General features: G+C 71.4%; 22 protein-coding genes. 10 read left to right on the top strand and 12 right to left on the bottom strand.

What is annotated here, in order from left to right; translation table 11 throughout:
* Window position 1 precedes the first annotated feature (1 nt).
* On the top strand, window positions 2-604 hold the full coding sequence (locus tag ACFY1L_RS06800; RefSeq protein ID WP_388819314.1) for a hypothetical protein: 603 nt from the start codon (window positions 2-4) through the stop codon (window positions 602-604).
* Here the strand turns inward: ACFY1L_RS06800 and ACFY1L_RS06795 are convergent.
* On the bottom strand, window positions 576-2,336 hold the full coding sequence (locus ACFY1L_RS06795; protein ID WP_388819311.1) for a serine/threonine-protein kinase: 1,761 nt from the start codon (window positions 2,334-2,336) through the stop codon (window positions 576-578). The two genes, ACFY1L_RS06800 and ACFY1L_RS06795, sit on opposite strands and share 29 nt — an antisense overlap.
* A gap of 66 nt (window positions 2,337-2,402) precedes the next feature.
* A complete protein-coding gene (locus ACFY1L_RS06790) occupies window positions 2,403-3,251 on the bottom strand; it encodes a menaquinone biosynthetic enzyme MqnA/MqnD family protein (RefSeq protein WP_388819308.1) in 849 nt (282 codons plus the stop codon).
* 284 nt (window positions 3,252-3,535) lie between these two features.
* On the opposite strand from ACFY1L_RS06790, the gene ACFY1L_RS06785 reads away from it, so the two are divergent.
* On the top strand, window positions 3,536-3,739 hold the full coding sequence (locus ACFY1L_RS06785) for a cold-shock protein (RefSeq protein ID WP_003992177.1): 204 nt from the start codon (window positions 3,536-3,538) through the stop codon (window positions 3,737-3,739).
* A gap of 99 nt (window positions 3,740-3,838) precedes the next feature.
* Here ACFY1L_RS06785 and ACFY1L_RS06780 read toward each other — a convergent pair whose 3' ends face one another.
* Window positions 3,839-4,411 (bottom strand): helix-turn-helix domain-containing protein, encoded by a 573-nt coding sequence (locus ACFY1L_RS06780; protein ID WP_388819305.1) that lies wholly within the window; start codon window positions 4,409-4,411, stop codon window positions 3,839-3,841.
* 68 nt (window positions 4,412-4,479) lie between these two features.
* Between ACFY1L_RS06780 and ACFY1L_RS06775 the strand changes: the two genes are divergently transcribed.
* The 5 genes from ACFY1L_RS06775 to ACFY1L_RS06755 all read left to right on the top strand — a co-directional run bounded on the left by ACFY1L_RS06775 (window position 4,480) and on the right by ACFY1L_RS06755 (window position 8,263).
* Entirely contained in the window at window positions 4,480-5,199 is a 720-nt protein-coding gene (locus ACFY1L_RS06775; RefSeq protein WP_388819303.1) for an AzlC family ABC transporter permease, read from the top strand.
* 14 nt (window positions 5,200-5,213) lie between these two features.
* Window positions 5,214-5,510 (top strand): AzlD domain-containing protein, encoded by a 297-nt coding sequence (locus tag ACFY1L_RS06770; RefSeq protein WP_388821105.1) that lies wholly within the window; start codon window positions 5,214-5,216, stop codon window positions 5,508-5,510.
* A gap of 874 nt (window positions 5,511-6,384) precedes the next feature.
* Window positions 6,385-7,032 carry a class I SAM-dependent DNA methyltransferase gene (locus tag ACFY1L_RS06765; RefSeq protein ID WP_388819300.1) on the top strand — a complete coding sequence of 216 codons (648 nt, stop codon included), beginning with the start codon at window positions 6,385-6,387 and terminating at the stop codon, window positions 7,030-7,032.
* Between the two features lie 2 nt (window positions 7,033-7,034).
* Entirely contained in the window at window positions 7,035-7,796 is a 762-nt protein-coding gene (locus ACFY1L_RS06760; protein ID WP_388819297.1) for a PIG-L deacetylase family protein, read from the top strand.
* Window positions 7,793-8,263, top strand: coding sequence for a diadenosine tetraphosphate hydrolase (locus ACFY1L_RS06755; RefSeq protein WP_388819294.1), 471 nt, complete (start codon window positions 7,793-7,795; stop codon window positions 8,261-8,263). Before ACFY1L_RS06760 ends, ACFY1L_RS06755 begins: the two co-directional genes overlap by 4 nt.
* A gap of 35 nt (window positions 8,264-8,298) precedes the next feature.
* Here ACFY1L_RS06755 and ACFY1L_RS06750 read toward each other — a convergent pair whose 3' ends face one another.
* Both ACFY1L_RS06750 and ACFY1L_RS06745 read right to left on the bottom strand, forming a co-directional pair.
* Window positions 8,299-10,215: an AMP-dependent synthetase/ligase gene (locus ACFY1L_RS06750; protein ID WP_388819291.1), complete on the bottom strand. Its 1,917-nt coding sequence runs from the start codon at window positions 10,213-10,215 to the stop codon at window positions 8,299-8,301.
* A 209-nt stretch (window positions 10,216-10,424) separates the two neighbouring features.
* Window positions 10,425-12,380: an AMP-dependent synthetase/ligase gene (locus tag ACFY1L_RS06745; RefSeq protein ID WP_388819288.1), complete on the bottom strand. Its 1,956-nt coding sequence runs from the start codon at window positions 12,378-12,380 to the stop codon at window positions 10,425-10,427.
* 268 nt (window positions 12,381-12,648) lie between these two features.
* On the opposite strand from ACFY1L_RS06745, the gene ACFY1L_RS06740 reads away from it, so the two are divergent.
* Both ACFY1L_RS06740 and ACFY1L_RS06735 read left to right on the top strand, forming a co-directional pair.
* On the top strand, window positions 12,649-13,950 hold the full coding sequence (locus ACFY1L_RS06740) for a 3-oxoacyl-ACP reductase (RefSeq protein ID WP_388819285.1): 1,302 nt from the start codon (window positions 12,649-12,651) through the stop codon (window positions 13,948-13,950).
* Window positions 13,950-14,795 (top strand): MaoC family dehydratase, encoded by an 846-nt coding sequence (locus ACFY1L_RS06735; RefSeq protein WP_388819282.1) that lies wholly within the window; start codon window positions 13,950-13,952, stop codon window positions 14,793-14,795. The genes ACFY1L_RS06740 and ACFY1L_RS06735 overlap by 1 nt, the downstream gene beginning before the upstream one ends.
* Here the strand turns inward: ACFY1L_RS06735 and ACFY1L_RS06730 are convergent.
* Window positions 14,782-15,135 (bottom strand): hypothetical protein, encoded by a 354-nt coding sequence (locus tag ACFY1L_RS06730; RefSeq protein ID WP_388819280.1) that lies wholly within the window; start codon window positions 15,133-15,135, stop codon window positions 14,782-14,784. The two genes, ACFY1L_RS06735 and ACFY1L_RS06730, sit on opposite strands and share 14 nt — an antisense overlap.
* 319 nt (window positions 15,136-15,454) lie before the next feature.
* Here ACFY1L_RS06730 and ACFY1L_RS06725 point away from each other — a divergent pair, with 319 nt between their 5' ends.
* Complete coding sequence (locus ACFY1L_RS06725; RefSeq protein ID WP_388819277.1) at window positions 15,455-16,747, top strand: DUF6716 putative glycosyltransferase; 1,293 nt, start codon at window positions 15,455-15,457, stop codon at window positions 16,745-16,747.
* 760 nt (window positions 16,748-17,507) lie between these two features.
* Here the strand turns inward: ACFY1L_RS06725 and ACFY1L_RS06720 are convergent.
* From ACFY1L_RS06720 to ACFY1L_RS06695, 6 genes are all read right to left on the bottom strand, one after another.
* Window positions 17,508-18,176, bottom strand: a complete 669-nt coding sequence (locus ACFY1L_RS06720; RefSeq protein ID WP_388819274.1) for a TetR/AcrR family transcriptional regulator — start codon at window positions 18,174-18,176, stop codon at window positions 17,508-17,510.
* A 49-nt stretch (window positions 18,177-18,225) separates the two neighbouring features.
* Entirely contained in the window at window positions 18,226-18,537 is a 312-nt protein-coding gene (locus tag ACFY1L_RS06715) for a DUF4229 domain-containing protein (protein WP_388819271.1), read from the bottom strand.
* 100 nt (window positions 18,538-18,637) lie between these two features.
* Window positions 18,638-19,162: a GNAT family N-acetyltransferase gene (locus ACFY1L_RS06710; RefSeq protein WP_388819268.1), complete on the bottom strand. Its 525-nt coding sequence runs from the start codon at window positions 19,160-19,162 to the stop codon at window positions 18,638-18,640.
* A gap of 87 nt (window positions 19,163-19,249) precedes the next feature.
* Window positions 19,250-20,413, bottom strand: coding sequence for an aminofutalosine synthase MqnE (mqnE, locus tag ACFY1L_RS06705; RefSeq protein ID WP_388819265.1), 1,164 nt, complete (start codon window positions 20,411-20,413; stop codon window positions 19,250-19,252).
* A 49-nt stretch (window positions 20,414-20,462) separates the two neighbouring features.
* Window positions 20,463-20,918 carry an Lrp/AsnC family transcriptional regulator gene (locus tag ACFY1L_RS06700; RefSeq protein WP_361265538.1) on the bottom strand — a complete coding sequence of 152 codons (456 nt, stop codon included), beginning with the start codon at window positions 20,916-20,918 and terminating at the stop codon, window positions 20,463-20,465.
* Window positions 20,919-20,982: 64 nt separating this feature from the next.
* Window positions 20,983-21,666 carry a UbiX family flavin prenyltransferase gene (locus ACFY1L_RS06695; protein ID WP_388819261.1) on the bottom strand — a complete coding sequence of 228 codons (684 nt, stop codon included), beginning with the start codon at window positions 21,664-21,666 and terminating at the stop codon, window positions 20,983-20,985.
* Window positions 21,667-21,685: the final 19 nt, after the last annotated feature.

Here is a 21,685-nt window from a genome sequence, read left to right as displayed (position 1 = left end):
CATGGGCGGGGGATCGGCAAAGCCGAGGCGGAAGAAGGCGGCGGGTGCGGCGCTGCAGTACCGGCATCGGCCCGGTCGGCCTCGGTCGGAGAAGCCGAAGGAGCGCGGGGGCTGGGTCTTCGGGTGTCTGGTGATCCCCGTCTTCCTCGTCCTCCTCGCTCCGTTGATCTTCATCGACCAGTTCTGGGGCCATGACATCTGGGGCCGGTTCGCCCCTGCCTGGCCGGGCGGCGCCTACGCCTTCGCCGCCACCGTGGGTGCCCTCGTGCCGGTGGTCTTCGCGGCCTTCGTGGCGCCTCTGACCCGCATGAACTGGAAGAAGAGCAAGGCCCGTTCGCTGGCCTGGGCCTCCGGGGCCCTTCCCGGACTGGCCGCCGGCTATCTGATCGCGGGCGTGATCGGTGCGACCTGGCGGCCCAAGCAGCGCCGGAACTGGCACGGCGAGTGCCTCAGCCGGGGCGGCCCCTGCTGGGTGCACGAGGAGTACCCGTACCTGTGGGCCGTCGGCCTGCTCGCCACCCTCGCGGTCGCCGCCCTCCTGATCGCCCTGCTCATCAAGTACGCGTCCGAATCCCCTAGTTCACCTTCGACATCCGAGCCGTAGGATTCCCCTCCGCCTCGCTGTCCGACACGTACTTCAGGTCGTCCCCCACCCGCGACAACCGCACCGTGTGCGCCGCCGGGTTGCACCCCGCGTGGTTGGACTTCGCGCCCACCGACGTCGCGACGATCTGCTTCTTCGTCACCGTCTTCACGGTCAGTACGTCGTCGCAGACGCCCCCGAGCTGGTCCGTCTGCCGGAGGCTGCCCAACTCCTCGCCCACGCCCGCCTGGTGGACGGTCAGCCGGAAGGTGCCCACCGGGAGGGTGCCGTCCAGGGCGAGGGCCTGGCCCTCCCAGGTGCCGAGGTAGGCGGCGGGGACGGCGGGCGAAGGGCCGGGCAGCTGGCTGGCCGTGTCGCCCGGTGTCGTACCGGACGAAGCGCTCGGCGTCGTACCCGTCGAAGGGCCTGTCGTACCCGAAGGTCTCGAAGTCGCGCTGGGCGCAGGCGAATACGCCCCCTGATCGCCGCTCGCCGAGCTGTCGCCGCCCCCGCCCGGCAGCAGGTCGAACACGAAGACCGAGCCCACCGTCACCGCCGCCAGGGCGCCCGCGACCGCCAGTGCCACCGTGCAGCTCAGGCGGCGTCCGCGGCCGCCGGTGCCCTGCTCGGAGGTCGCCGCCACGGAGACCGACAGCCTGCCCGGCCGCTGCTCGGCAGGCGGTGCGTCCCGCGGCTCCGGCACCGAGGGCGCCACCGTCGGCGCGGGCGGGACCATCACCGGCGCCGGGCCGAACTCCCCCACCGTCGACTGCCCGGCCCCTTCCCCGCCGGCCGTCACCGCGTCCCCGACCGAGGGACTGCTGAACCCCACCGGCCCCGACGCCGCCTCGTCTTGGGCCACTTCCAGGTTCAGCAGCTGTACGGCACTACGGCTCACCCGCTCCACCAGCGTCCCGGGCAGCCATCCGCCCGCCACCAGCCGAGCCGCTCCCTCGGGAGCCAACCGCCGGGCCACCTCCCCGGGAGAGGGCCGCGCGCCCGGGTCCTTGGCCAGGCACGCCTCCACCACCTCCCGCAACTCGCCCTCCAGCGAGCCGAGTTCGGGCTCCTCGTGCACGACCTTGTAGAGGAGGGCCGCGGACGAGTCGCCCGGGAACGGCGGCTCCCCGGTCGCCGCGTACGCCAGTACCGCGCCCAGCGAGAAGACGTCGGCCGCGCCCGTGGCGCCCTTGCCGAGGATCTGCTCGGGGGACATGTAGCCGGGTGAGCCGATCGAGACGCCGGTGGAGGTGAGGGAGGCCGTGCCGTCCGTGGCCCGTGCGATGCCGAAGTCGATCAGCAGGGGGCCGTCGAGGGTCAGCAGGACGTTCGACGGCTTCACGTCCCGGTGCACCAGGCCCAGTTCGTGCACCGCCGTCAGCGCCTCGGCCAGGCCCGCACCCAGAACTCGTACCGAATGAGCAGGCAGCGGACCCCCGTCCGCCACCGCGCCCGCCAGCGACGGGCCCGCCGCATAGGCCGTGGCGACCCACGGAACGGCCGCCTCCGGGTCGGCGTCGAGCACCGGGGCCGTCCATGCGCCGCCGACCCTGCGGGCCGCCTCGACCTCGCGGCGGAAGCGGGCGCGGAACTCCTCGTCGAGGGCGAAGTGCGGGTGCACGATCTTGACCGCGACCGTACGGCCGCCCGCGCTGCGGCCCAGGTAGACGCGGCCCATCCCGCCGGAGCCCAGCCGGCCGAGCAGCCGGTAGGGCCCCACGACCGTGGGCTCGTCGACTCCGAGCGGCTGCATGGCGTCCACCCCTCCCCCCGTATCCCCCGTATGACGAGAAAAGGGTAGTGGGCCGTTCCCCCGCGGCTACGGCTCCAGCAGATCCACCTTCACGTCCGCCGGGAAGCCCGTCGTCGGACCGACGCGCCGGGCGAACTCCGCGACCGCCGCCAGCTGCGGCCCGCCGAACCGGAAGTCGAGCGTGGTGAAGTACCGCTCCAGGACCTTCTCGTCGAACTCCTCCCAGCGGGCCGCCTGCTCGGCGACCTTGCCGACCTCCTCCAGGGAGAGGTTGCGGGAGGCGAGGAAGGCCTCGTGGACGCGGCGGGTGATGACGGGCTCACGCTCCAGGTAGTCCCGGCGCGCCGCCCAGACCGCGAACACGAACGGCAGTCCGGTCCACTCCTTCCAGAGCGAGCCGAGGTCGTGCACCTCGAGGCCGAAGCGCGGTCCGTCGAGCAGGTTCGCCCGCAGTGCCGCGTCTCCGATGAGTACGGCCGCCTCGGCCTCCTGCATCATCAGGCTGAGGTCGGGCGGGCAGGTGTAGTAGTCGGGCTGGACGCCGTAGCGCTCGGCCAGGAGGAGCTGGGCCAGGCGGACCGACGTGCGCGAGGTCGAACCGAGCGCGACCCGGGCGCCGTCCAGCTCGTCCAGCGGGACCTGCGAGACGATCACGCAGGACATCACCGGGCCGTCGCATCCCACCGCAATGTCCGGGAAGGCGACCAGGTCGTCCGCGTTCCTGAGGAACTCGACCAGGGTGATGGGCCCGATGTCGAGGTCTCCCTGCACCAACTGCTCGCTGAGCTTCTCCGGGGTGTCCTTCGTCAGCTCGAAGTCGAGGAGCGTGCCCGTCCTCGCAAGCCCCCAGTACAGGGGCAGGCAGTTCAGGAACTGGATGTGGCCGACGCGCGGCCGGGTGCGAGAATTGTCCACATCGCGAGGCTAGACCCTGTGGGGTACGCTCCAGACTTCACCCCCGGAGTCAATCTCCACTTGATCTTCAAACGTCCGAGTGACGTGATCTTGACCTCTATTGCTTTCGGCTGCCCACGTGCTAGGCTCGCCGCAAGTTGCAGTTTGGTTTCCCTTGCAGTACAGAGCCTGCGGAGCATGTAACCGCGGGCTCTCGTCGTTTTCAGAAGTATGCAGTTGTGCAGCACTGTTTTCACACTTGCAGGTTCTGGAGCAGGGCAACCCTTTGGGCCCAAGGAGGGCTTATGGCTACCGGAACCGTGAAGTGGTTCAACGCCGAAAAGGGCTTTGGCTTCATCGCCCAGGAAGGTGGCGGCCCGGACGTCTTCGTCCACTACTCCGCCATCAACGCGAGCGGCTTCCGCTCGCTGGAGGAGAACCAGCAGGTCTCCTTCGACGTGACCCAGGGCCCGAAGGGCCCGCAGGCGGAGAACGTCACCCCCGTCTGATTCGGTCTCGGAGCCTGGTGCTTTGATCCGGAACTGATAGCAGTACCCAAGGAGCCCCGTGCCGCAAGGCAACGGGGCTCCTGCCTTTGCCGCGTGCACTCAGATGTGCTGCATGACCAGCACGAACGTCGTCCCGGGCGCCAGCGCCTCGTACGAGTGCGGCACGTCCCCCCGATAGGCCAGGAAATCTCCGGGCCCGAGCTCCACCTGCTCCCCTTCCGGCCCCGCCTTCACCCTCCCCCCGCTCACCACGATGTGCTCCACCGTCCCCGGAATGTGCGGCTGCGAGTCGCGTACGGTGCCGGGCTCCAGCCAGACGTGGTAGATGTCCCGCCGCGCGCCCGGCGGGCCGGCCGACAGCAGCGTGGCCGTGTAACTGGACTGCTCGGAGTGGACGGTGGGGCCCTCGCCCGCGCGGATCACCTGGACGGCCGGTGCGGGCGGCTCGACCAGTGCGCTGAACGGCACGCCGAGCGCCACCGCCAGCGCCCAGATCGTCTCCATGCTCGGGTTCCCGCCGGCCGCCTCCAACTGCGACAACGTCGACTTCGCGATTCCCGCCCGCTTGGCCAGCTCGGACAGCGACAGGCCTGCGCGGGTCCGTTCGCGGCGCAGGGAGGCGGCGATCCAGTCGAGCGGCAGACGGGACGGCGGGGGCGGTGCATCGGGCATGACGTTCGCTCCATCGGTACGATTGTTCGCCTTGACGAACGGGGCGACTGCTGTCCATCGTAGAAAACATGCGTTCGCTGCAACGAACACTCAGCAGACATCTCAGCAGTGACCTCGTCCGTGACAGCTCGCTCGTCTGGCTGGCCGGCGGTGTCGTCGGTGTCTCCTTCGGTGCGATCTCGGTCGCCGGGGGTCTGCCGGTGTGGGTGCCAGTGGTGATGTCGCTCGTCGTGTACGCGGGCTCGGCGCAGTTCAGCGCGGTCGGCGTACTGCTCGCCGGGGGCGGTCCGCTGGCCGCGGCGGCGACCGGGCTGCTCCTCAACACCCGTACGGCCGCCTTCGGCCTCGCGATCGCCGACACGCTCGGCCGGGGGCGGCTCGCCCGTCTGGTCGGCGCCCATCTGGTGACCGACGAGTCGGTGGCCTTCGCACTCGCCCAGCCGGATCCGGTACGGCGACGGGCGGCGTTCTGGGTCTCGGGGATCGGCCTGTTCGTCGTATGGAACGTGGGCGTCCTGGCCGGAGCGCTGGCCGGAGGTGCGCTGGGCGACACCGCGGCGTACGGACTGGACGCGGCCTTTCCCGCGGTGCTGGTGGCGCTGGTGCTGCCGACCCTGCGCGGGGACGCCCGGGTGCGGCGGTGCGCGCTGCTCGGCGCGGTGATCGCGCTGACGGTGACTCCGGCCGTGCCGGCGGGGGTGCCGGTGCTGCTGGCGACGGCGGGACTGGTTCTGTACGGGCGGCTCGGCGGGAAGGGCGCGAATGTGAACGAGGTGGGGGCGGCGTGAGCACCGCCGTGATCATGGTGCTGGCGCTGGCGGTCGGGACGTATGCCTTCCGGCTGGTGGGGCCCGTACTGCACGGGCGAGTCGAGCTCCCGGACCGGGTACAGGAGTTGCTGTCGGCGGGGGCGATCGTCCTGCTGGTCGCGCTGCTGGCGACGGGGGCGTTGACGGAGGCCGGGGGTTTCGCCGGGTGGGCACGGCCGGCCGGGGTGCTGGTCGGGGGTGTGCTGGCGTGGCGGAGGGCGCCGTTCGTGGTGGTGGTGCTGGGGGCTGCAGGGGCGGCGGGGGTGTTGCGGGCGGTGGGGGCGGGGTGAGAGGTCGGTGGTGGGGGCTTGAGGGGCCGGTGGCGGGGGTGGTGTGGGAGACCGGCGGTGGGGGGCTTGGGGAGTCGGTGGTGGGGAGCTTGAAGAGCCGGTGGCGGGGATGGTGTGGAAGACCGGGGGTGAAGGCTTGAGGAGCCGGCCGCGGGGAGCTTCAGGAGCCGGTCGCGGGGAACCTGAAGAGCCGGTCGCGGGGATGGCGTGGGACACCGGCGGTGGGGAGCTTGAAGAGCCGGTGGCGGGGATGGTGTGGGACACCGGCGGTGGGGGGCTTGGGGAGTCGGTGGTGGGGAGCTTGAAGAGCCGGTGGCGGGGATGGCGTGGGACACCGGCGGTGGGGAGCTTGGGGAGTCGGTGGTGGGGAGCTTGGGGAGTCGGTGGTGGGGAGCTTGAAGAGCCGGTGGCGGGGATGGCGTAGGAGACAGGGGTGAAGGCTTGAGGAGCCGGTCGCGGAGAGCTTCAGGAGCCGGTCGCGGGGAACCTGAAGAGCCGGTCGCGGGGATGGCGTGGAGACCGGCGGTGAAGGCTTGAGGAGCCGGCCGCGGGGAGCTTCAGGAGCCGGTCGCGGGGAACCTGAAGAGCCGGCCGCGGGGAGCCTGAAGAGCTGGCCGTGGGCTTGAAGGGCCGGTAGCGGGGATGGCGTAGGAGACCGGCGTTGGGGGCTTGGGGAGTCGGTGGTGGAGGCTTGAGGGGCCGGTAGTCGGGAGCTTGAAGAGCCGGTCGCGGGAGCTTGAGGAGCCGGTACTGGAGGGCCCGAAGAGCCGGTACCGGAGGGCTTGAGGGGCCGATGGCGGGGCTGGCTTGAAAGGGCGGCGGCTCGTGTGGCGTGCGGGGGGATTGTCAGTGGGCGCCTGTACGGTCCCGAGCCATGACCGACAGCGACTTCCTCACCGCCACGCGCACCTTCTACGACGCCATCGCCGAGGACTACGCGGACCGTTTCCGGGACGAGCTCGCCGGCAGGCCGTTGGAGCGGGCCGTGCTCGCGCTCTACGCCGAACTCGTGGGCAGTGAGGGGGAGGTGGCCGATCTGGGGTGCGGGCCGGGGCGGGCCACCGGGTTCCTCGCCTCGTTGGGGCTGGATGTGCACGGGCTCGATCTGTCGGAGTCGATGCTGGCGATCGCGCGCCGGGAGAATCCGGAGTTGCGGTTCGAGAAGGGCTCGATGCTGGAGCTCGGGCACACGGACGGCAGCCTCGCCGGTGTCGTGTCCTGGTACTCCTCCATCCACACCCCTGTGGACCGACTCCCGTCCCTCTTCGGCGAGTTCCACCGGGTGCTGCGCCCCGGCGGCCATCTGCTGCTCGGTTTCCAGGCGGGGGACGTGCCGCGCCGCCACGACAGGCCGTGGGGGCACCCCGTCTCCCTGGAGTTCCAACGGCGGCGTCCGGAGCAGCTCGTGGAGCTGCTGACGACGGCGGGTTTCGCCCTCCACTCCCAGGCCGTGCGCGAACCGGACGAGGCGCTCGAGGAGTCGGTCCAGCAGGCCTTCCTGATCGCACGCAAGGCGGCGTAGCCGTGCCCCTCCCCAGCCTTCTCGCGGTCTTCGCGCACCCGGACGACGAGTCCCTGTCGGCGGGCGGCGTGCTCGCGCGGCATGCGGCGTCGGGGGCGCGGACCGCGGTCGTCACGGCGACGTGGGCGGAAAGCACTTGGCGTGCACAGGAGTTGGCGGAGGCGTTGCGTCATCTCGGGGCCGGGAAGCCGCGGATGCTCGGGTACGCCGATGCGCGGGTGCCGGAGTCGGCGCCGGGCGGTGTGCGGTTGTGCGATGCGCCGCTGGACGAGGCGGTGGGCCAACTGGTCGCGCACATCAGGGAGTTCCGACCGGACATCGTGGTCACGCACGACGCGTACGGCGGACTGAGCGGCCACCCGGACCACGTCCACACCCACCGCTTGACGGTACTGGCGTTCCAGGCGGCCGCCTGGCCCCGCCTCTACCCGGACACCGGCGCCCCTTGGCAGCCGAGCGCCCTCTACCTGGCCACCCACCCCGACTCCACCGCCCGCGCACTGACCCACGTCCTGCTCCGCCCGGGCAGGACGCCGCACAGCGTCCCGGACGAGTGGATCACCGCAGCGGTGGACGTCACCCCCTGGCTCGACCAGAAACTCGCCGCCGTACTCTCCCACCACAGCGAGGTGGAACGAGGCGCCCTCCCGGGCCGCCTCGCAGCACTGCCACCGGAGGACCGGGCGAGGACGATGTCCACCGAGTGGTACATCCGCTACGGCACACCGCCGCCTACGCCGCCGTTGACGGAACTGGTGCCTTGAGCGACTGGCGGCGGGACCGGATCGGCACCGCGCTCCGGGGCGAGAACCCGACGGTACTCAGGCGGCTGCAGGCGGGGTTCGCGGTGATCGGGGACGTGCAGTTCCTCCCGGGGTACTCCGTTCTCCTGGTGGACGACCCTGCGGTGCAACGGCTGTCGGAGCTGCCGAAGAAGAAGCGGCTGGCGTTCCTGTGCGACATGGACCGGCTGGGCGAGGCCGTCGAGCGCGCGTGCGGCCGGCTGGATCCCGCGTTCCGGCGGGTCAATCTCGAGATCCTCGGGAACACCGACCCGTTCCTGCACGCGCACGTCTGGCCGCGGTTCGGCTGGGAGCCGGACGAGCTCGTGGGCAGGCCCGTGTGGCTGTATCCGCGTGAGCGGTGGCAGGACGAGCGCCATGTGCTCGGGCCGCAACACGACCCGCTACGGGATGCGATCGGTGAGGAACTCGACCGGCTCACCTCCTGACGTGGCCCGGGGCTCCGTGGTCGGTGGCCCGCTTCTCACCGCACGTACAGGCCCTCCACCTCCGTCGCGAAGTCCCGCATCACGTTCTGGCGGCGCAGCTTCATCGACGGGGTCAGGTGGCCCGCCTCCTCCGTGAAGTCCTTCGGGAGGATCGTGAAGCGGCGGATGGACTCCGGTCGGGAGACAAGTTTGTTGGCCTCGTCGACCGCCCTTTGGAGGATTGCCCGCAACTCCTCGTCGTCGACCAGGAGTTCTGCCGGGACGGGGTGCTTGCCGTTCATGCGGCGCCAGTGGGTGACGCCCTCCAGGTCGAGGGTGATGAGGGCGGCGATGTAGGGGCGGGCGTCGCCGACCACCATGACCTGGGAGATCAGGGGGTGCGCGCGCAGCCAGTTCTCCAGCGGGGCCGGCGCCGTGTTCTTGCCGCCCGCCGTGATCAGGATTTCCTTCTTGCGGCCCGTGATCGTCAGATAGCCCTCGTCGTCCAGGCGCCCGATGTCGCCCGTCGGGAACCAGCCGTCCGCCGAGGCGGGGATGACCCCGCCACCGTGCGGGTCCCAGTAGCCGCGGAAGACCTGGCCCCCGGCCAGGAGGATCTCGCCGTCGGCCGCGATGCGGACCTTCGTGCCGGGCATAGGCCAACCCACCGTGCCCAGGCGGGGTTTGAGGGGCGGGGTGACGGTGGCGGCGCCTGTCGTCTCCGTCAGGCCGTAGCCCTCGTAGATCTCCATTCCCGCGCCCGCGTAGAACGCCGCCAGACGGCGGCCCAGTGGGGAGCCGCCCGAGATCAGGTGGCGGATGCGGCCGCCCATGGCGTTGCGGATACGGCGGTAGACGAGAGGGTCGTAGAAGGCTCGGGCCGTCTTCAGTGAGGCACCTGGCCCCGAGCCCGTGCCTGCCGCTCGCGCCTCCAGCGCCTCGCCGTAGCGGACCGCCACGCCCGCCGCCCGGTCGAAGGCGCTTGCCCGGCCGCCCGCCTCCGCCTTGGCGCGTGCGTTGTTGAAGACCTTCTCCAGCATGTACGGGATGCAGAGCAGGAAGGTCGGGCGGAAGGTCCCCAGGTCCGCGAGGAGGTCCTCGGACTGGAGGCTCGGGGCGTGGCCCAGGCGGACCCGGGCGCGGACGCACGCGATCGCCACCATCCGGCCGAAGACGTGCGAGATGGGGAGGAAGAGGAGGGTGGCGGGGTCGTCCGCCTTCGATTTGAAGATGGGGTAGAGGAGTTCGATCGCGTTGTCGACCTCGGCCAGGAAGTTGCCGTGCGTGAGGACACAGCCTTTCGGGCGGCCCGTCGTGCCCGAGGTGTAGATGACCGTCGCGAGGGTGTCGGGGACCAACATCCCGCGCCGTACGGCGACTTCCTGGTCGGGGACCGGCCGGCCCAGTTCCGCCACCCGCTCCAGGTGGCCCTTCTCCACGATCCACATGTGCCGCAGGTCCGGCAGCCGGCTCAACTCCGGGCCCAGCGCCGCCGCCTGGGACGCCGTCTCCGTCACCAGGGCCACCGCACCGGAGTCCTGGAGGATCCACCGGGTCTGGTAGACGGAGGAGGTGGGGTAGATCGGGACGGTCACCAGGCCGGCGGCCCACGCGGCGAAGTCGAGGAGCGTCCACTCGTAGATCGTCCGCGCCATGACGGCGATCCGGTCGCCGGGGACCAGCCCCTCCGAGATCAGACCCTTGGCCAGGGACAGGACCTGCTCGGCGAACTCCGCCGCCGTCACGTCCGTCCAACCGCCGTCCTGCGTACGGCGGCTGAGGACCCGCGCGTCCGGCGCCGCGTCCGCGTTGTCGAACGGCAGGTCGGCGAGCGAGCCGTGGGTGGGCGGCGGGACGAGTGGCGGAACCGACGTCTCGCGCACCTCGCCGTCCAGTCGCCGGATCTCGGGCTGCACCAGCTGGGGCACGCCGTCGTAGTCGGACGCGGACGGGTAGGGCACGGGCACGGACATGGCAGCTCCTGGGGCGTGCAGCTCGGTTCCGCTCTGCTGTTGTGATACGTGCAGTGCGTACCGATTCATTCACCGGCGGTGTGCGGCTGGGGAGTTACCGCGGGTTACGACGGCGATCGTACGGCGCTTCGATGGGGAGTTGGTGCGGGTTCGGGGTTGGTCCGGAGACGGGCCTGTGCAGCCTCCACGGCAGGCCGGGCCGACGGCGGCTATCTGCGGGCCGTGCCGTAGGGGTCGTAGAGCTGCTCGATCTGTGCCGCGAAGTCCTCGGCGATCGCCTGCCGCCGCAGCTTCATCGACGGTGTCAGATGCCCCGCCTCCTCCGTGAAGTCGACGGGGAGGACGGTGAAGCGGCGGATGGACTCCGGGCGGGAGACCAGCTTGTTGGCCTCGTCGACCGCCCGCTGCAGAACCGCCCTCAACTCCTCGTCGTCCAGGATGAGTTCCGCCGTGACGGCGGGGTGCTTGCCGTGCATGCGGCGCCAGTGGGCGATGCCCTCCATGTCGAGGGTGACCAGGGCTCCGACGTAGGGGCGGCGGTCGCCCACCACCATCACCTGGGAGATCAGGGGATGCGCGCGCAGCCAGTTCTCCAGCGGGGCCGGGGCGACGCTCTTGCCGCCCGCCGTGATCAGCATCTCCTTCTTGCGGCCGGTGATGTAGAGGTAGCCCTCCTCGTCCAGGCGGCCGATGTCGCCGGTGGGGAGCCAGCCGTCGGCGGTCGCGGGGACGACTCCGCCCGCGTTCGGGTCCCAGTAGCCCCGCAGGACGTGGCCGCCGGAGAGCAGTATCTCGCCGTCTGCGGCTATCCGGACCTTCGTGCCGGGCAGGGGCCAGCCGACCGTGCCCAGCCGGGGCTTGAGCGGCGGGGTCACTGTCGCGGCGCCGGTCGTCTCCGTCAGGCCGTAGCCCTCGTAGATCTCTATGCCCGCGCCCGCGTAGAACGCCGCCAGACGCCTGCCCAGCGGGGAGCCGCCGCAGATCATGTAGCGGACCCTGCCGCCCATGGCGTTGCGGATACGGCGGTAGACGAGGGGGTCGTAGAAGGTGCGGGCCGCCTTCAGCGCGGCGCTCGGTCCCGGGCCGGTGCCGGCCGCGCGGGCCTCCCGCGCGTCGCCGTAACGGCAGGCCACGCCCACCGCACGGTCGAAGGCGGTGACCCGGCCGCCGGTCTCGGCCCGCGCGCGGGCCACGTTGAAGACCTTCTCCAGCATGTACGGGATGGCGACGAGACAGGTCGGCCTGAAGCTCGCCAGGTCCGGCAGCAGTTCCTCCGACTTCAGGCTCGGGGCGTGACCCAGGCGCACCCGCGCGCGGATGCAGGCGACCGCCACCATGCGCCCGAAGATGTGCGACATGGGAAGGAAGTGCAGGATCGCCGCTTCCTCGCTCGTGCGCGCCCGGAAGACGGGGTAGAGGAGCTCGATCGCGTTGTCGACCTCGGCGAAGAAGTTGCCGTGACTGATCACGCAGCCCTTGGGGCGGCCGGTCGTGCCCGAGGTGTAGACGACGGTGGCCACGGTGTCGGGGCCCAGCATCCCGCGCCGTACGGCCACTTCCTGGTCCCGTACGTCCGCCCCGTGCTCCGCGAGGCGCTCCACGTGGCCCTTGTCCATGACCCACAGATGGCGCAGGTCCGGGATGCGGTTCAGCTCCGGGCCCAGGGCCGCCGCCTGGGCGGCGGTCTCCGTGACGAGGGCGACGGCGCCGGAGTCCTGCAGGATCCACCGGGTCTGGAAGACGGAGGAGGTGGGGTAGATCGGAACGGTGACCAGGCCGCAGGCCCAGGCGGCGAAGTCGAGGAGCGTCCACTCATAGACGGTCCGCGCCATGACGGCGATCCGGTCCCCCGGTGCCAGCCCTTCGGCGATCAGCCCCTTCGCCGTCGCCAGGACCTCGTCGGCGAACCGGGCCGCCGTCACATGCGTCCACTTGCCCGACTCGGTACGGCGGCTGAGGACCTTGTCCTCGGGGGCGATGCGCGCGTTGTCGAACGGCAGCTCGGCCAGCGAGCCGTGCGTCAGTGGCGGGGCGAAGGGCGGCACGGAGACCTCGCGCACCGCGCCGTCCAGCCGCCGTATCGCGGGCTCCACGAGGACCGGTGTGCCGTCGTACGTCGTGGAGTGGACCGCCATGGGAACAGCCGGCGGGTGGGGGGTGGACACGGGCGACTCCAGAGGTTCAACGGAGTTGCCCTGCGGGGGAGTTGCCGCAGGTCAGGAGAGCAGATCGTACGGCGCTCGCGTGATGACCCGGTGAGGGTTCGACGATTGTCCGGCGGCGGGGATGCATCGGGGATGTGCAGCCTCGTGGCTTTTCTGGCCGAAGACACCCTACCGGGCGGTATGTTGAACATTTTTCACCTCCCGACCCCCACTTACCTCGGGTAACCTGACTCTGGAGTAAGCAGGCATTCGCGTGGGGAGTACGGACATGGCCGACCGCTACCTGAGCTTCACCGGCACCGCACCCGGCCGCTTCCTGACCCGCAGACTCGGGCTCCCCCAACCCGCCCCGCTCCAGCGCTGGTCCCCGCAGCACCCGTCCCTGACCGGCGGCGGCCTGCTCCATCTCACCGCCGGCAAGTCGGACCTCGACCTCGATCCCGTCCTTTCCCGTACGGGACTGCAGACCGGGACCGAGCGCCCGGCCGCCCTCGTCCTCGACGCCACGGGGGTGCGGGACGTCGACGCGCTCGCCGAGGTGCACGCGGCGCTCCACCCTGTCGTGCGGTCGGTCGCGAGCAGCGGCCGGATCGTCGTGCTGGGCGCGCCACTCGACGCCGACGACCACCATCAGGCCGCCGTACAGCAGGCGTTGGAGGGGTTCGTGCGCTCGCTCGGCAAGGAGATCGGGCGGGGGCGGACCGTGAACCTCCTGCGGGTGACCGACGCGGCCGCCGCCGAGTCGACCCTCCGCTTCCTGCTCTCCCCCAGGTCCGCGTACGTCAGCGGCCAGGTGATCGGGGTCGGTACGGCGCAGGAGGTCACCGTCGACTGGGAGCGTCCGCTCGCCGGGCGCACCGCCCTGGTCACCGGTGCCGCCCGCGGAATCGGTGAGGCGGTCGCCGAGACGCTGGCGCGGGACGGCGCCAGGGTCGTCGTACTGGACGTTCCGCAGGCCGAGGAGGACGCCCGGCGGGTCGCCGAACGGCTCGGCGGCAGCGCCCTCGCGCTCGACATCACGGCGGCCGACGCGGGTGCGCGGATCGCGGACGCGCTGCCGGAGGGCCTCGACGTCCTCGTCCACAACGCGGGGATCACTCGCGACCGGCGGCTGGTCAACATGCCCGCGGAGCGCTGGAGTTCGGTGCTCGACGTCAATCTGGCGAGCGTGCTGCGGACGACGGACGCGCTGCTCGCGGCCGGGGCGCTCAGGCCGGGCGGGCGCATCGTCGGCACGGCCTCCATCGCCGGACTCGCGGGGAACGCGGGTCAGACGAACTACGGCGCGAGCAAGGCGGGCGTCGTCGGCCTGGTGCGCGCCCTCGCGCCGCGGGCGCTCGCCGAGCACGGGGTGACCGTGAACGCGGTCGCGCCCGGGTTCATCGAGACGAAGATGACTGCCGCGATCCCGCTGTTCATCCGTGAGGCGGGCCGCCGGATGAACTCCCTTGCGCAGGGCGGTCTTCCGGCCGACGTCGCCGAGACCACGACCTGGCTCGCGCACCCGGCGTCGGGTGCGGTCAACGGGCAGGTCGTACGGGTCTGCGGCCAGAGCCTGCTGGGGGCGTGATGTCGACGTCCGTGGTCCTGCCCCAGACTCCCGCGCTCACGCCGCTGCTCGCGCGCGGCGCCCTGCTGTCCCCCTTCAAACGGCCGCGCCCGGACGCGGACTTCCCCCGCGACCGGCTCGTCCTGCCCGCCCTGCGCATCGACCTGGCGCGGCTGGCTGCGTACGAGCGGGTGTGCGGCTTCGCGACCGGCGACGACGCGCTGCCGCTGACGTATCCGCATGTGCTGGGCTTTCCGCTGGCCATGCGGCTGATGAGCGACCGGGGCTTTCCGCTGCCGCTGCTCGGGCTCGTCCACACGTCGATCGAGATCACCCGGCGGCGGACGCTGACCGCGACCGGGGAGTACGAACTCGCCGTGTACGTGGGCGGGTTGGAGCCGCATCGGCGCGGGACCGAGGCCTCGGTGATCACCGAGGTGCGGGACGGCGGGGACGTCGTATGGGAGTCGCGGAGCACGTATCTGGCACGGCACCGGACCAAGCAGGCGAGTGAGGCGCCCAGGACCGACCGGGAGCCGCTGCCCGCCATTGCCGAGTGGCGGCTCGGCGCCGATGTCGGACGGCGCTACGGCGCCGCCTCCGGCGACCGCAACCCCATCCATCTGCACCCCCTCACCGCCCGCCTGTTCGGCTTCCCGCGCGCCATCGTTCACGGCATGTGGACGGTCGCCCGCTGCCTCGCCGCACACGGGGCGCCCGAACACGCCCGCCTGGAAGCCGAGTTCAGGGCCCCGGTGTTGCTGCCGGGGACGGTGACGTATGCGGCGGACGGAGGCCGCTTCGAACTGCGCGGCGGGGAGCGCGTGCATGTGACCGGCGCGGTGGAGGGCCTCAGCCGCGGCTGACGGCGACGCCGCCGATCAGTCCCCAGGCGTCGATGCGGACGGTCGGCCCGCCGGGTTCGGTCGGGCCGTCGTCCTTCACGCCGCCCAGGCGGATGCCGTGGACCTCGACGCGCACGTCGGGGCGGACCTTGAGGCTGACGCCGCCGATCAGGCTGAGCTTGGTGATGCGCAGTTCGGCGCCGTCGGGGATGTCGATGTCCGTGAGGTCCACGTCGGCGCCGCCGATGAGGGACACCGTGAGAGTGCGCTCGTGGAGGGTCTCGCCCTTGAGGCGGTGACCGCCGATGACGCTCACCCTGATGTCGGTCTTCTGCGGGTCCGCCCCGTCGCTCTTCGTCATGGGAGAGAACGTACGGGCGCAGGCTCCGCTCCCCCAGTGCCCGGCGTCCGCCTTTGTGCATGACAGCTGTCATGTGAGGAACGCTTGCACCCCCGGGTTCCGAGAACACCCGTGAACATCAGGCGAACAGTGGGCGACCTGCGCCTGCCTGCCGGTCGGGAACTCGCTGGAAAAACCGGGCAATTGAGGAATCTCTCACAGTCACCCCCAAGCTTGCCCAAGGTTCCTTCAAGGGATCGCTCATCCGGCACCCAGACACGGCTCCTAGCCTCGGCGCACCCTCACCCCTCCTGATCCACTGCACGAAGGGCGCCGAGCCATGCCTCCCAGACGTATCGCCGTACTCGCGGATTCGGACACCCGTTGGAAGTGGGGCGCCTCGGTGGCGCGGCAGATCGCTCCCGGGCACGCGCTCGACGCCTGCTTCCTGCGGGGCCGGTCCACCCCGACCGAGCGGCAGCTCGCCGAGGTCGGGATCGTGCCCGACACTCAGCGCGTGCTGTCGGCCGCCGAGCTGGTCGACGACGAGGAGCTCGCGAGCGCCGACATCGTCGTCCTGGCCGTCCTCGGCGGTACGGTCCTGGCGCTCACGCACAGCCTGGGGCTGGCGTGGGAGGGGCGCGAGCACAGGCCGGTCACGGTCAGCGGGTACGTCGGGGTCGTCTACGAGAAGATGGTCGACGGGCTCATGACCCGCGCCGGCACGGACCTCGTGCTCGCCAACTCCGCCTACGACGCCGGGCGTTTCCGCTCCGTGTTCGAGAACGTCGGCGTCGACCCGGACTCGGTGGTGGAGTGCGCGCTGCCGTTCCTGGGCGGCGAGCCGTACCGTCCGTCCTCCGACCGGCCGTTCACGGTCACCTTCGCCGTCCAGCCGTCGGTGCCCAAGGAACGGCAGGGGCGGCTACGGCTGTTGGAGCGGGCGGCGGCGCACGCACGCCGCTGCCCCGACCGGCAGGTGCTGATCAAGCTGCGCAGCATGCCCGGCGAACAGACCACCCACGTCGAGGCCGACCCGTACCAGCTCCTGGTCGACGAGCTGGCCGAGCCCGCCCCCGCCAACCTCCGGCTGGTCTACGGCAACATGGGCGAGGTCCTCGACCGCACCGACCTGCTCGTCACCGTCAGCTCCACGGCCGCCCTGGAGTCGATGCACCGGCGCATCCCCACGGCGATCCTTACCGACGTCGGCGTCCGCGAGGCGCACGGCAACCACTACTTCGTGCGCTCCGGCTGCCTCGCGTCCTGGGACGACATCGACGCGGGCGCGCTGCCGCAGCCGGACCCCGCGTGGGCGGCGGCACAGGGCATCGGCAAGACGGACCCGTACGCGGCTGCCCGCGCCCGCATCACCGCACTGCGCGCCGCGGGCCCGCTGCCGACGCTGCAGCCGTACTACTCCCCGCAGACCGCGGACATCTACCTCACCGGCATCCTCCGCAGCAACGGCTTCGACGAGAAGGGCCGCCCACTGCCCACCCCACTGGGCACGAGCGGCGCAGGCCGAGCCGGCAAGGCCGTACGAAGGGTCGCGGGCCGCGGCGCGATGAAGCTGTACCGAATGGGTCACCAGCGGGTGGCGCCGGCGCTGCGTCGGTGGGGGGCGGGGTGAGCGGGGTCGCGGTTGGCGGAACCTCGGGGCTCGGGCCGGGCGGAGCCTCGGGGGTCGGGCCGGGCAGCGCCTCGGGGCTCGGGCCCGGCGGAACCTCGGGAGTCGGGCCCGGCGGAACCTCGGGGCTCGGGCCTGGCGGAACCTCGGGGCCCGGGCCTGGCGGAACCTCGGGAGTCGGGCCAGGCAGCGCCCAACGGCTCGGGCTGGGCGAAGCCTCGGCCTCGGGAATCAGCCCGGGCAGCGCCCAACGGCTCGGGCCAGGCGGCGCCGCGGGGATCAGGCCGGGCAGCGCCCAACGGCTTGGGCCGGGCGAAGCCTCCGGAGTCGGGTCGGGCAGCGCCCAACGGCTCGGGCCAGGCGGCGCCGCGGGGATCAGGCCGGGCAGCGCCCAACGGCTCGGGCCGGGCAGCGCCGCGGGGATAGGGCTGGGCGGAACCTCGGGGCTCGGGCCCGGCAGCGCCCAACGGCTCGGGCCAGGCGGCGCCCCGGGAATCGGACCGGGCAGCACCCAACGGCTCGGGCCAGGCGAAGCCCCGGGAATCGGACCGGGCAGCGCCCAACGGCTCGGGCCAGGCGAAGCCCCGGGGATCGAGGCGGCCGGGGTCCCTGGGCCCGGGTCGGGCCGCCTCGACGGTGCTGCACACGCTGCCGCTGGTGCCGGCCGGTACGGGTGTCGAGATCGCGGCCTGCGCCGTGGTCACCGGGTGGCTGCGGCCGCAGGCCTGTGAGCGGGCGGTGTCGTTCCTGGAAGAGGTGACGGCTACCGGCTCGCCGGGATCTCCGGTTCCGTCGTGACCGGCGGGGACCACGGCCGCCCCTCCATGAGGTTGCCGAGCCCCGCCCACGCGAAGTTCATCAGCGTGGCCGCCGCCTGCCGGGCCGTGGTGCCCGGGGTGGCGTTGGCCCAGGCGGCGAGGGACTCGGCGGCGCCGACGAGGGCCTCGGCGAGCCCGGCGACCTCGCGCTCGGGCAGATTGGGGTTGCGGTGCGCCTCCCTGGCCGCGACCACGATCAGCTGCGTCACGAACGCGACGATCTCCTCGCGCATCGCGGTCACCTCGGCGGCGAACGGCTCGCGCGTACGGGCCTGGAGATGCAGCACCGCCCAGCCGTCCGGGTTCTGCGCGGTGTGCGTGAAGAACGCCCGCAGCCCTTCCCAGAGTTGGCGGTCGGCGGGCAGCTCGTCCCGGACACCGGCCCGGACCGCCTCGATGAGCGCCCTCGCCTCCCGGCGGATGCAGGCCGTGAACAGGTCTTCCTTCGAGTTCAGGTACAGATAGACCAACGGCTTGGACACGCCCGCCAGTTCGGCGATCTCGTCCATCGACGCGGCCATGTACCCCCGCTGCCCGAAGGTCCGCACGGCGGCGTCCATCATCTGCTGCTCACGGACCGCCCGCGGCATCCGCTTGGTCTTCACGGCACCCATGGGGCAAGGGTAGTTGGGCGGATGTTCAACAGGCCCTCGCTTGCAAGGTCTACGACGCCTGGCCCTGCGCCTGGCCCTGCGACCGCGCGGCGTCGTCCGCGACGTCCTCCTGGGCGGCGTTCGCCTCGAGGTTGGCCTTCATGCGGTCGACCCGCTTGACGACCTGGGCGGAGGCGCGGTCCCGCTCCCCCCGCAGGACCACGAAGCTGATCGGCGCGGAGACCACCAGGGCGAGCAGAACCATCCACATGCCGTTGGAGGCGCCGAAGCCGCGCGGGACGATGCCGAAGTAGACCAGGCCCCAGACAGCCGCGAAGCAGCCCACGAAGATCCCGAGGCGCATCAGCGTGTAGCGGAGCATCTCAATCCACTCTTCCGTCAACGGTACGAACATTCCCAAAGGGCACCGTCCAGTGAAGCACGCCCGGCACCCGATCTTGCAGGGGGGTGCGCGGCCGCGGCTACCCGAGCGGCAGGAGCATGAACACGTCGTCGCGGTCGTCGCCGGCGGCCACGCGGATCGCGCCGGGCACCCGGCCGACCTCCTTGTAGCCGCAGGAGCCGTAGAAACGCTCCAGGCCGTTCCCGCCGCGGCAGGTCAGCCGTATCGCCTCCATGCCGTCGATGGAGCGGGCGGCTTCCTCGGCGGCGGCCAGCAGGTCACGGCCGTAGCCCTTGCCCTGGTGCCGCGGATGCACCATCACCGTGTACAGCCACAGCCAGTGCGTCATCAGCCGGTGCGTGTTGAACGCGAGGAAGGCCGTCGCCGCGACCTGCCCGTCCTCGTCGTGCCCGACCAGCAGCCGGGTGCGGCCCTCCGCCATGGCCGCCATGTGTTTCACCAGCTCGGGGCGGATCGCCTCCCGAGTCACCGGCGGCACGAACCCGACGGATCCGCCCGCGTTGGACACGTCCGTCCACAGGTCGAGGACGCCGTCACGCAGGGCGGGAGTGACGGCGGGGTCGAGAGTGAAGGTAAGGGACACGCGGCCATTGTAGTTATTACGACAGCACGCGCACGGCCGCCTCGGGATCCGAGACGAGCCGCGGCGCGCTCCCCGGCGGCTGCGAAGTCACACCCGCATCGGCTGCGGCGACTCCCGGCGGGCCGGGTCCGGGCCACCGTACTCGCGAATGATCTCGTAGCGCGTGTTCCGCTCCACCGGCCGGAAGCCGGCGTCCCGGATGAGGTCCAGCAGGTCCTCGCGGGTCAGCTTGTTCGGGGTGCCGTAGTTGTCGGCGTCGTGGGTGATCTTGTACTCGACGACCGAGCCGTCCATGTCGTCGGCACCGTGCTGCAGCGCGAGCTGCGCGGTCTGGACGCCGTGCATGACCCAGAAGACCTTGACGTGCGGGACGTTGTCGAAGAGCAGACGGGACACCGCGAAGGTCTTCAACGCCTCCGCGCCCGTCGCCATCTGCGTCCGCGCCTGAAGGCGGTTGCGGATCTTGCCGTCCTTCATGTCCACGAAGTCGTGCTGGTAGCGCAGGGGGATGAAGACCTGGAAGCCGCTGGTCTCGTCCTGCAGCTCACGGAGCCGCAGCACGTGGTCGACGCGGTGCCGGGGCTCCTCGATGTGGCCGTAGAGCATCGTGCACGGGGTCTTGAGACCCTTCTCGTGCGCGAGGCGGTGGATCCGGGACCAGTCCTCCCAGTGGGTGCGGTGGTCCACGATGTGCCGGCGGACCTCCCAGTCGAAGATCTCCGCGCCGCCACCGGTGAGCGACTCCAGACCCGCGTCGATGAGCTCGTCGAGGATCTCGGAGGCCGACAGCCCGCTGATCGTCTCGAAGTGGTGGATCTCCGTGGCCGTGAAGGCCTTCAGCGAGACGTTCGGCAGGGCGGCCTTCAGCTCCCGCAGCGAGCGCGGGTAGTAGCGCCACGGCAGGTTCGGGTGCAGGCCGTTGACGATGTGCAGCTCGGTGAGGTTGTCGCTCTCCATCGCCTTGGCGAGCTTCACCGCCTCCTCGATGCGCATCGTGTACGCGTCCTTCTCGCCCGGCTTGCGCTGGAACGAGCAGTAGGCGCAGGAGGCGGTGCACACGTTGGTCATGTTGAGGTGCCGGTTGACGTTGAAGTGCACCACGTCGCCGTTCTTGCGCGTCCGCACCTCGTGCGCCAGGCCGCCCAGCCAGGCCAGGTCGTCCGACTCGTACAGCGCGATGCCGTCCTCACGGGTCAGCCGTTCACCGGCCCTGACCTTCTCCTCCAGCTCGCGCTTGAGCCCGACGTCCATGCCCACACCTTTCTTCGACGACCAGCCACGACCTTCGACAACCGTACGTCTACGCCTCTTCGGGCAGCTCCCCGACCCGGTTCTCCCACTTCGTGGAGAGCACGATCGTGGTACGGGTGCGGGAGACGCCCTTGGTGCCGCTGAGCCGCCGGATGATCCTCTCCAGACCGTCCACGTCGTTCGCCCGCACCTTGAGCATGTACGAGTCGTCACCCGCGATGAACCAGCAGTCCTCGATCTCGCCGAGGTCCTTCATCCGCGCCGCCACGTCCTCGTGGTCGGCGGCGTCCGAGAGCGAGATGCCGATCAGCGCGGTGACGCCGAGGCCGAGCGAGGCGGCGTCGACGGTGGCGCGGTAGCCGGTGATGACGCCGGCCGCCTCGAGCCGGTTGATGCGGTCGGTGACGCTGGGTCCCGACAGACCGACGAGGCGTCCCAGCTCCGCGTAGGAGGCCCGGCCGTTCTCTCTCAGGGCCTGGATGAGCTGCCTGTCCACCGCGTCCATGCGATTCGATGCCTTCCGCTGAAGATTCCGAGTTGATGAGAGGTACTGCGACTTGCCACTTGCCCTACCGGCCGGCGCTTTCGCCGCCCAGTTCGCCCTTCCAGCGCCGGTACAGGCCGTGCTCGACGCCCGCCGCGTCCAGCACCCGCCCGGCGACGAAGTCCACCAGGTCCTGGATGTGGGTGGCGCCCGCGTAGAAGGCGGGCGAGGCGGGCACCACGGTCGCGCCCGCGTCGTCGAGCGCGACGAGGTGCCGCAGGGTCTGACCGTTCAAGGGGGTCTCCCGTACGGTCACGACCAGGGGCCGGCGTTCCTTGAGCGTGACGCTCGCCGCGCGCTGGAGCAGGTCCTTGGACAGCCCGAGGGCGACACCGGCGACGCAGGCGGTGGAGGCGGGCACGATCAGCATGCCCCTGCTCGGGTACGACCCCGAGGACGGCCCCGCGGCCAGGTCCCCGGCGGGCCAGTACCGCACCCCGCTGATGTCCGCCTCGAAGGTCCCGGGCTTGCCGTCGGCACCCCGCCCCAGCCATTCCCGCAGGTCCGCCTGCCAGTGCGCGTCCCGGAACGAGATCCCCGTCTCGTCCAGCAGCGTGAGCCGCGAGGCCCGGCTGACGACCAGGTCGACGCTCTCGCCCGCATCGAGGAGTGCGCGCAGCACCGACGCGGCATAAGGCGTGCCGGAAGCGCCGGACACCCCTACGATCCAAGGTGTACGCGGCGTCTCTCCTGGCTTGACTGGGTTCACGACACCGAGCCTAGCTGGC

Origin of the sequence: Streptomyces sp. NPDC001663, assembly GCF_042893105.1 — a bacterium.
Taxonomy (GTDB): domain Bacteria; phylum Actinomycetota; class Actinomycetes; order Streptomycetales; family Streptomycetaceae; genus Streptomyces.
This window is presented reverse-complemented; position numbering and strand designations above follow the sequence as displayed.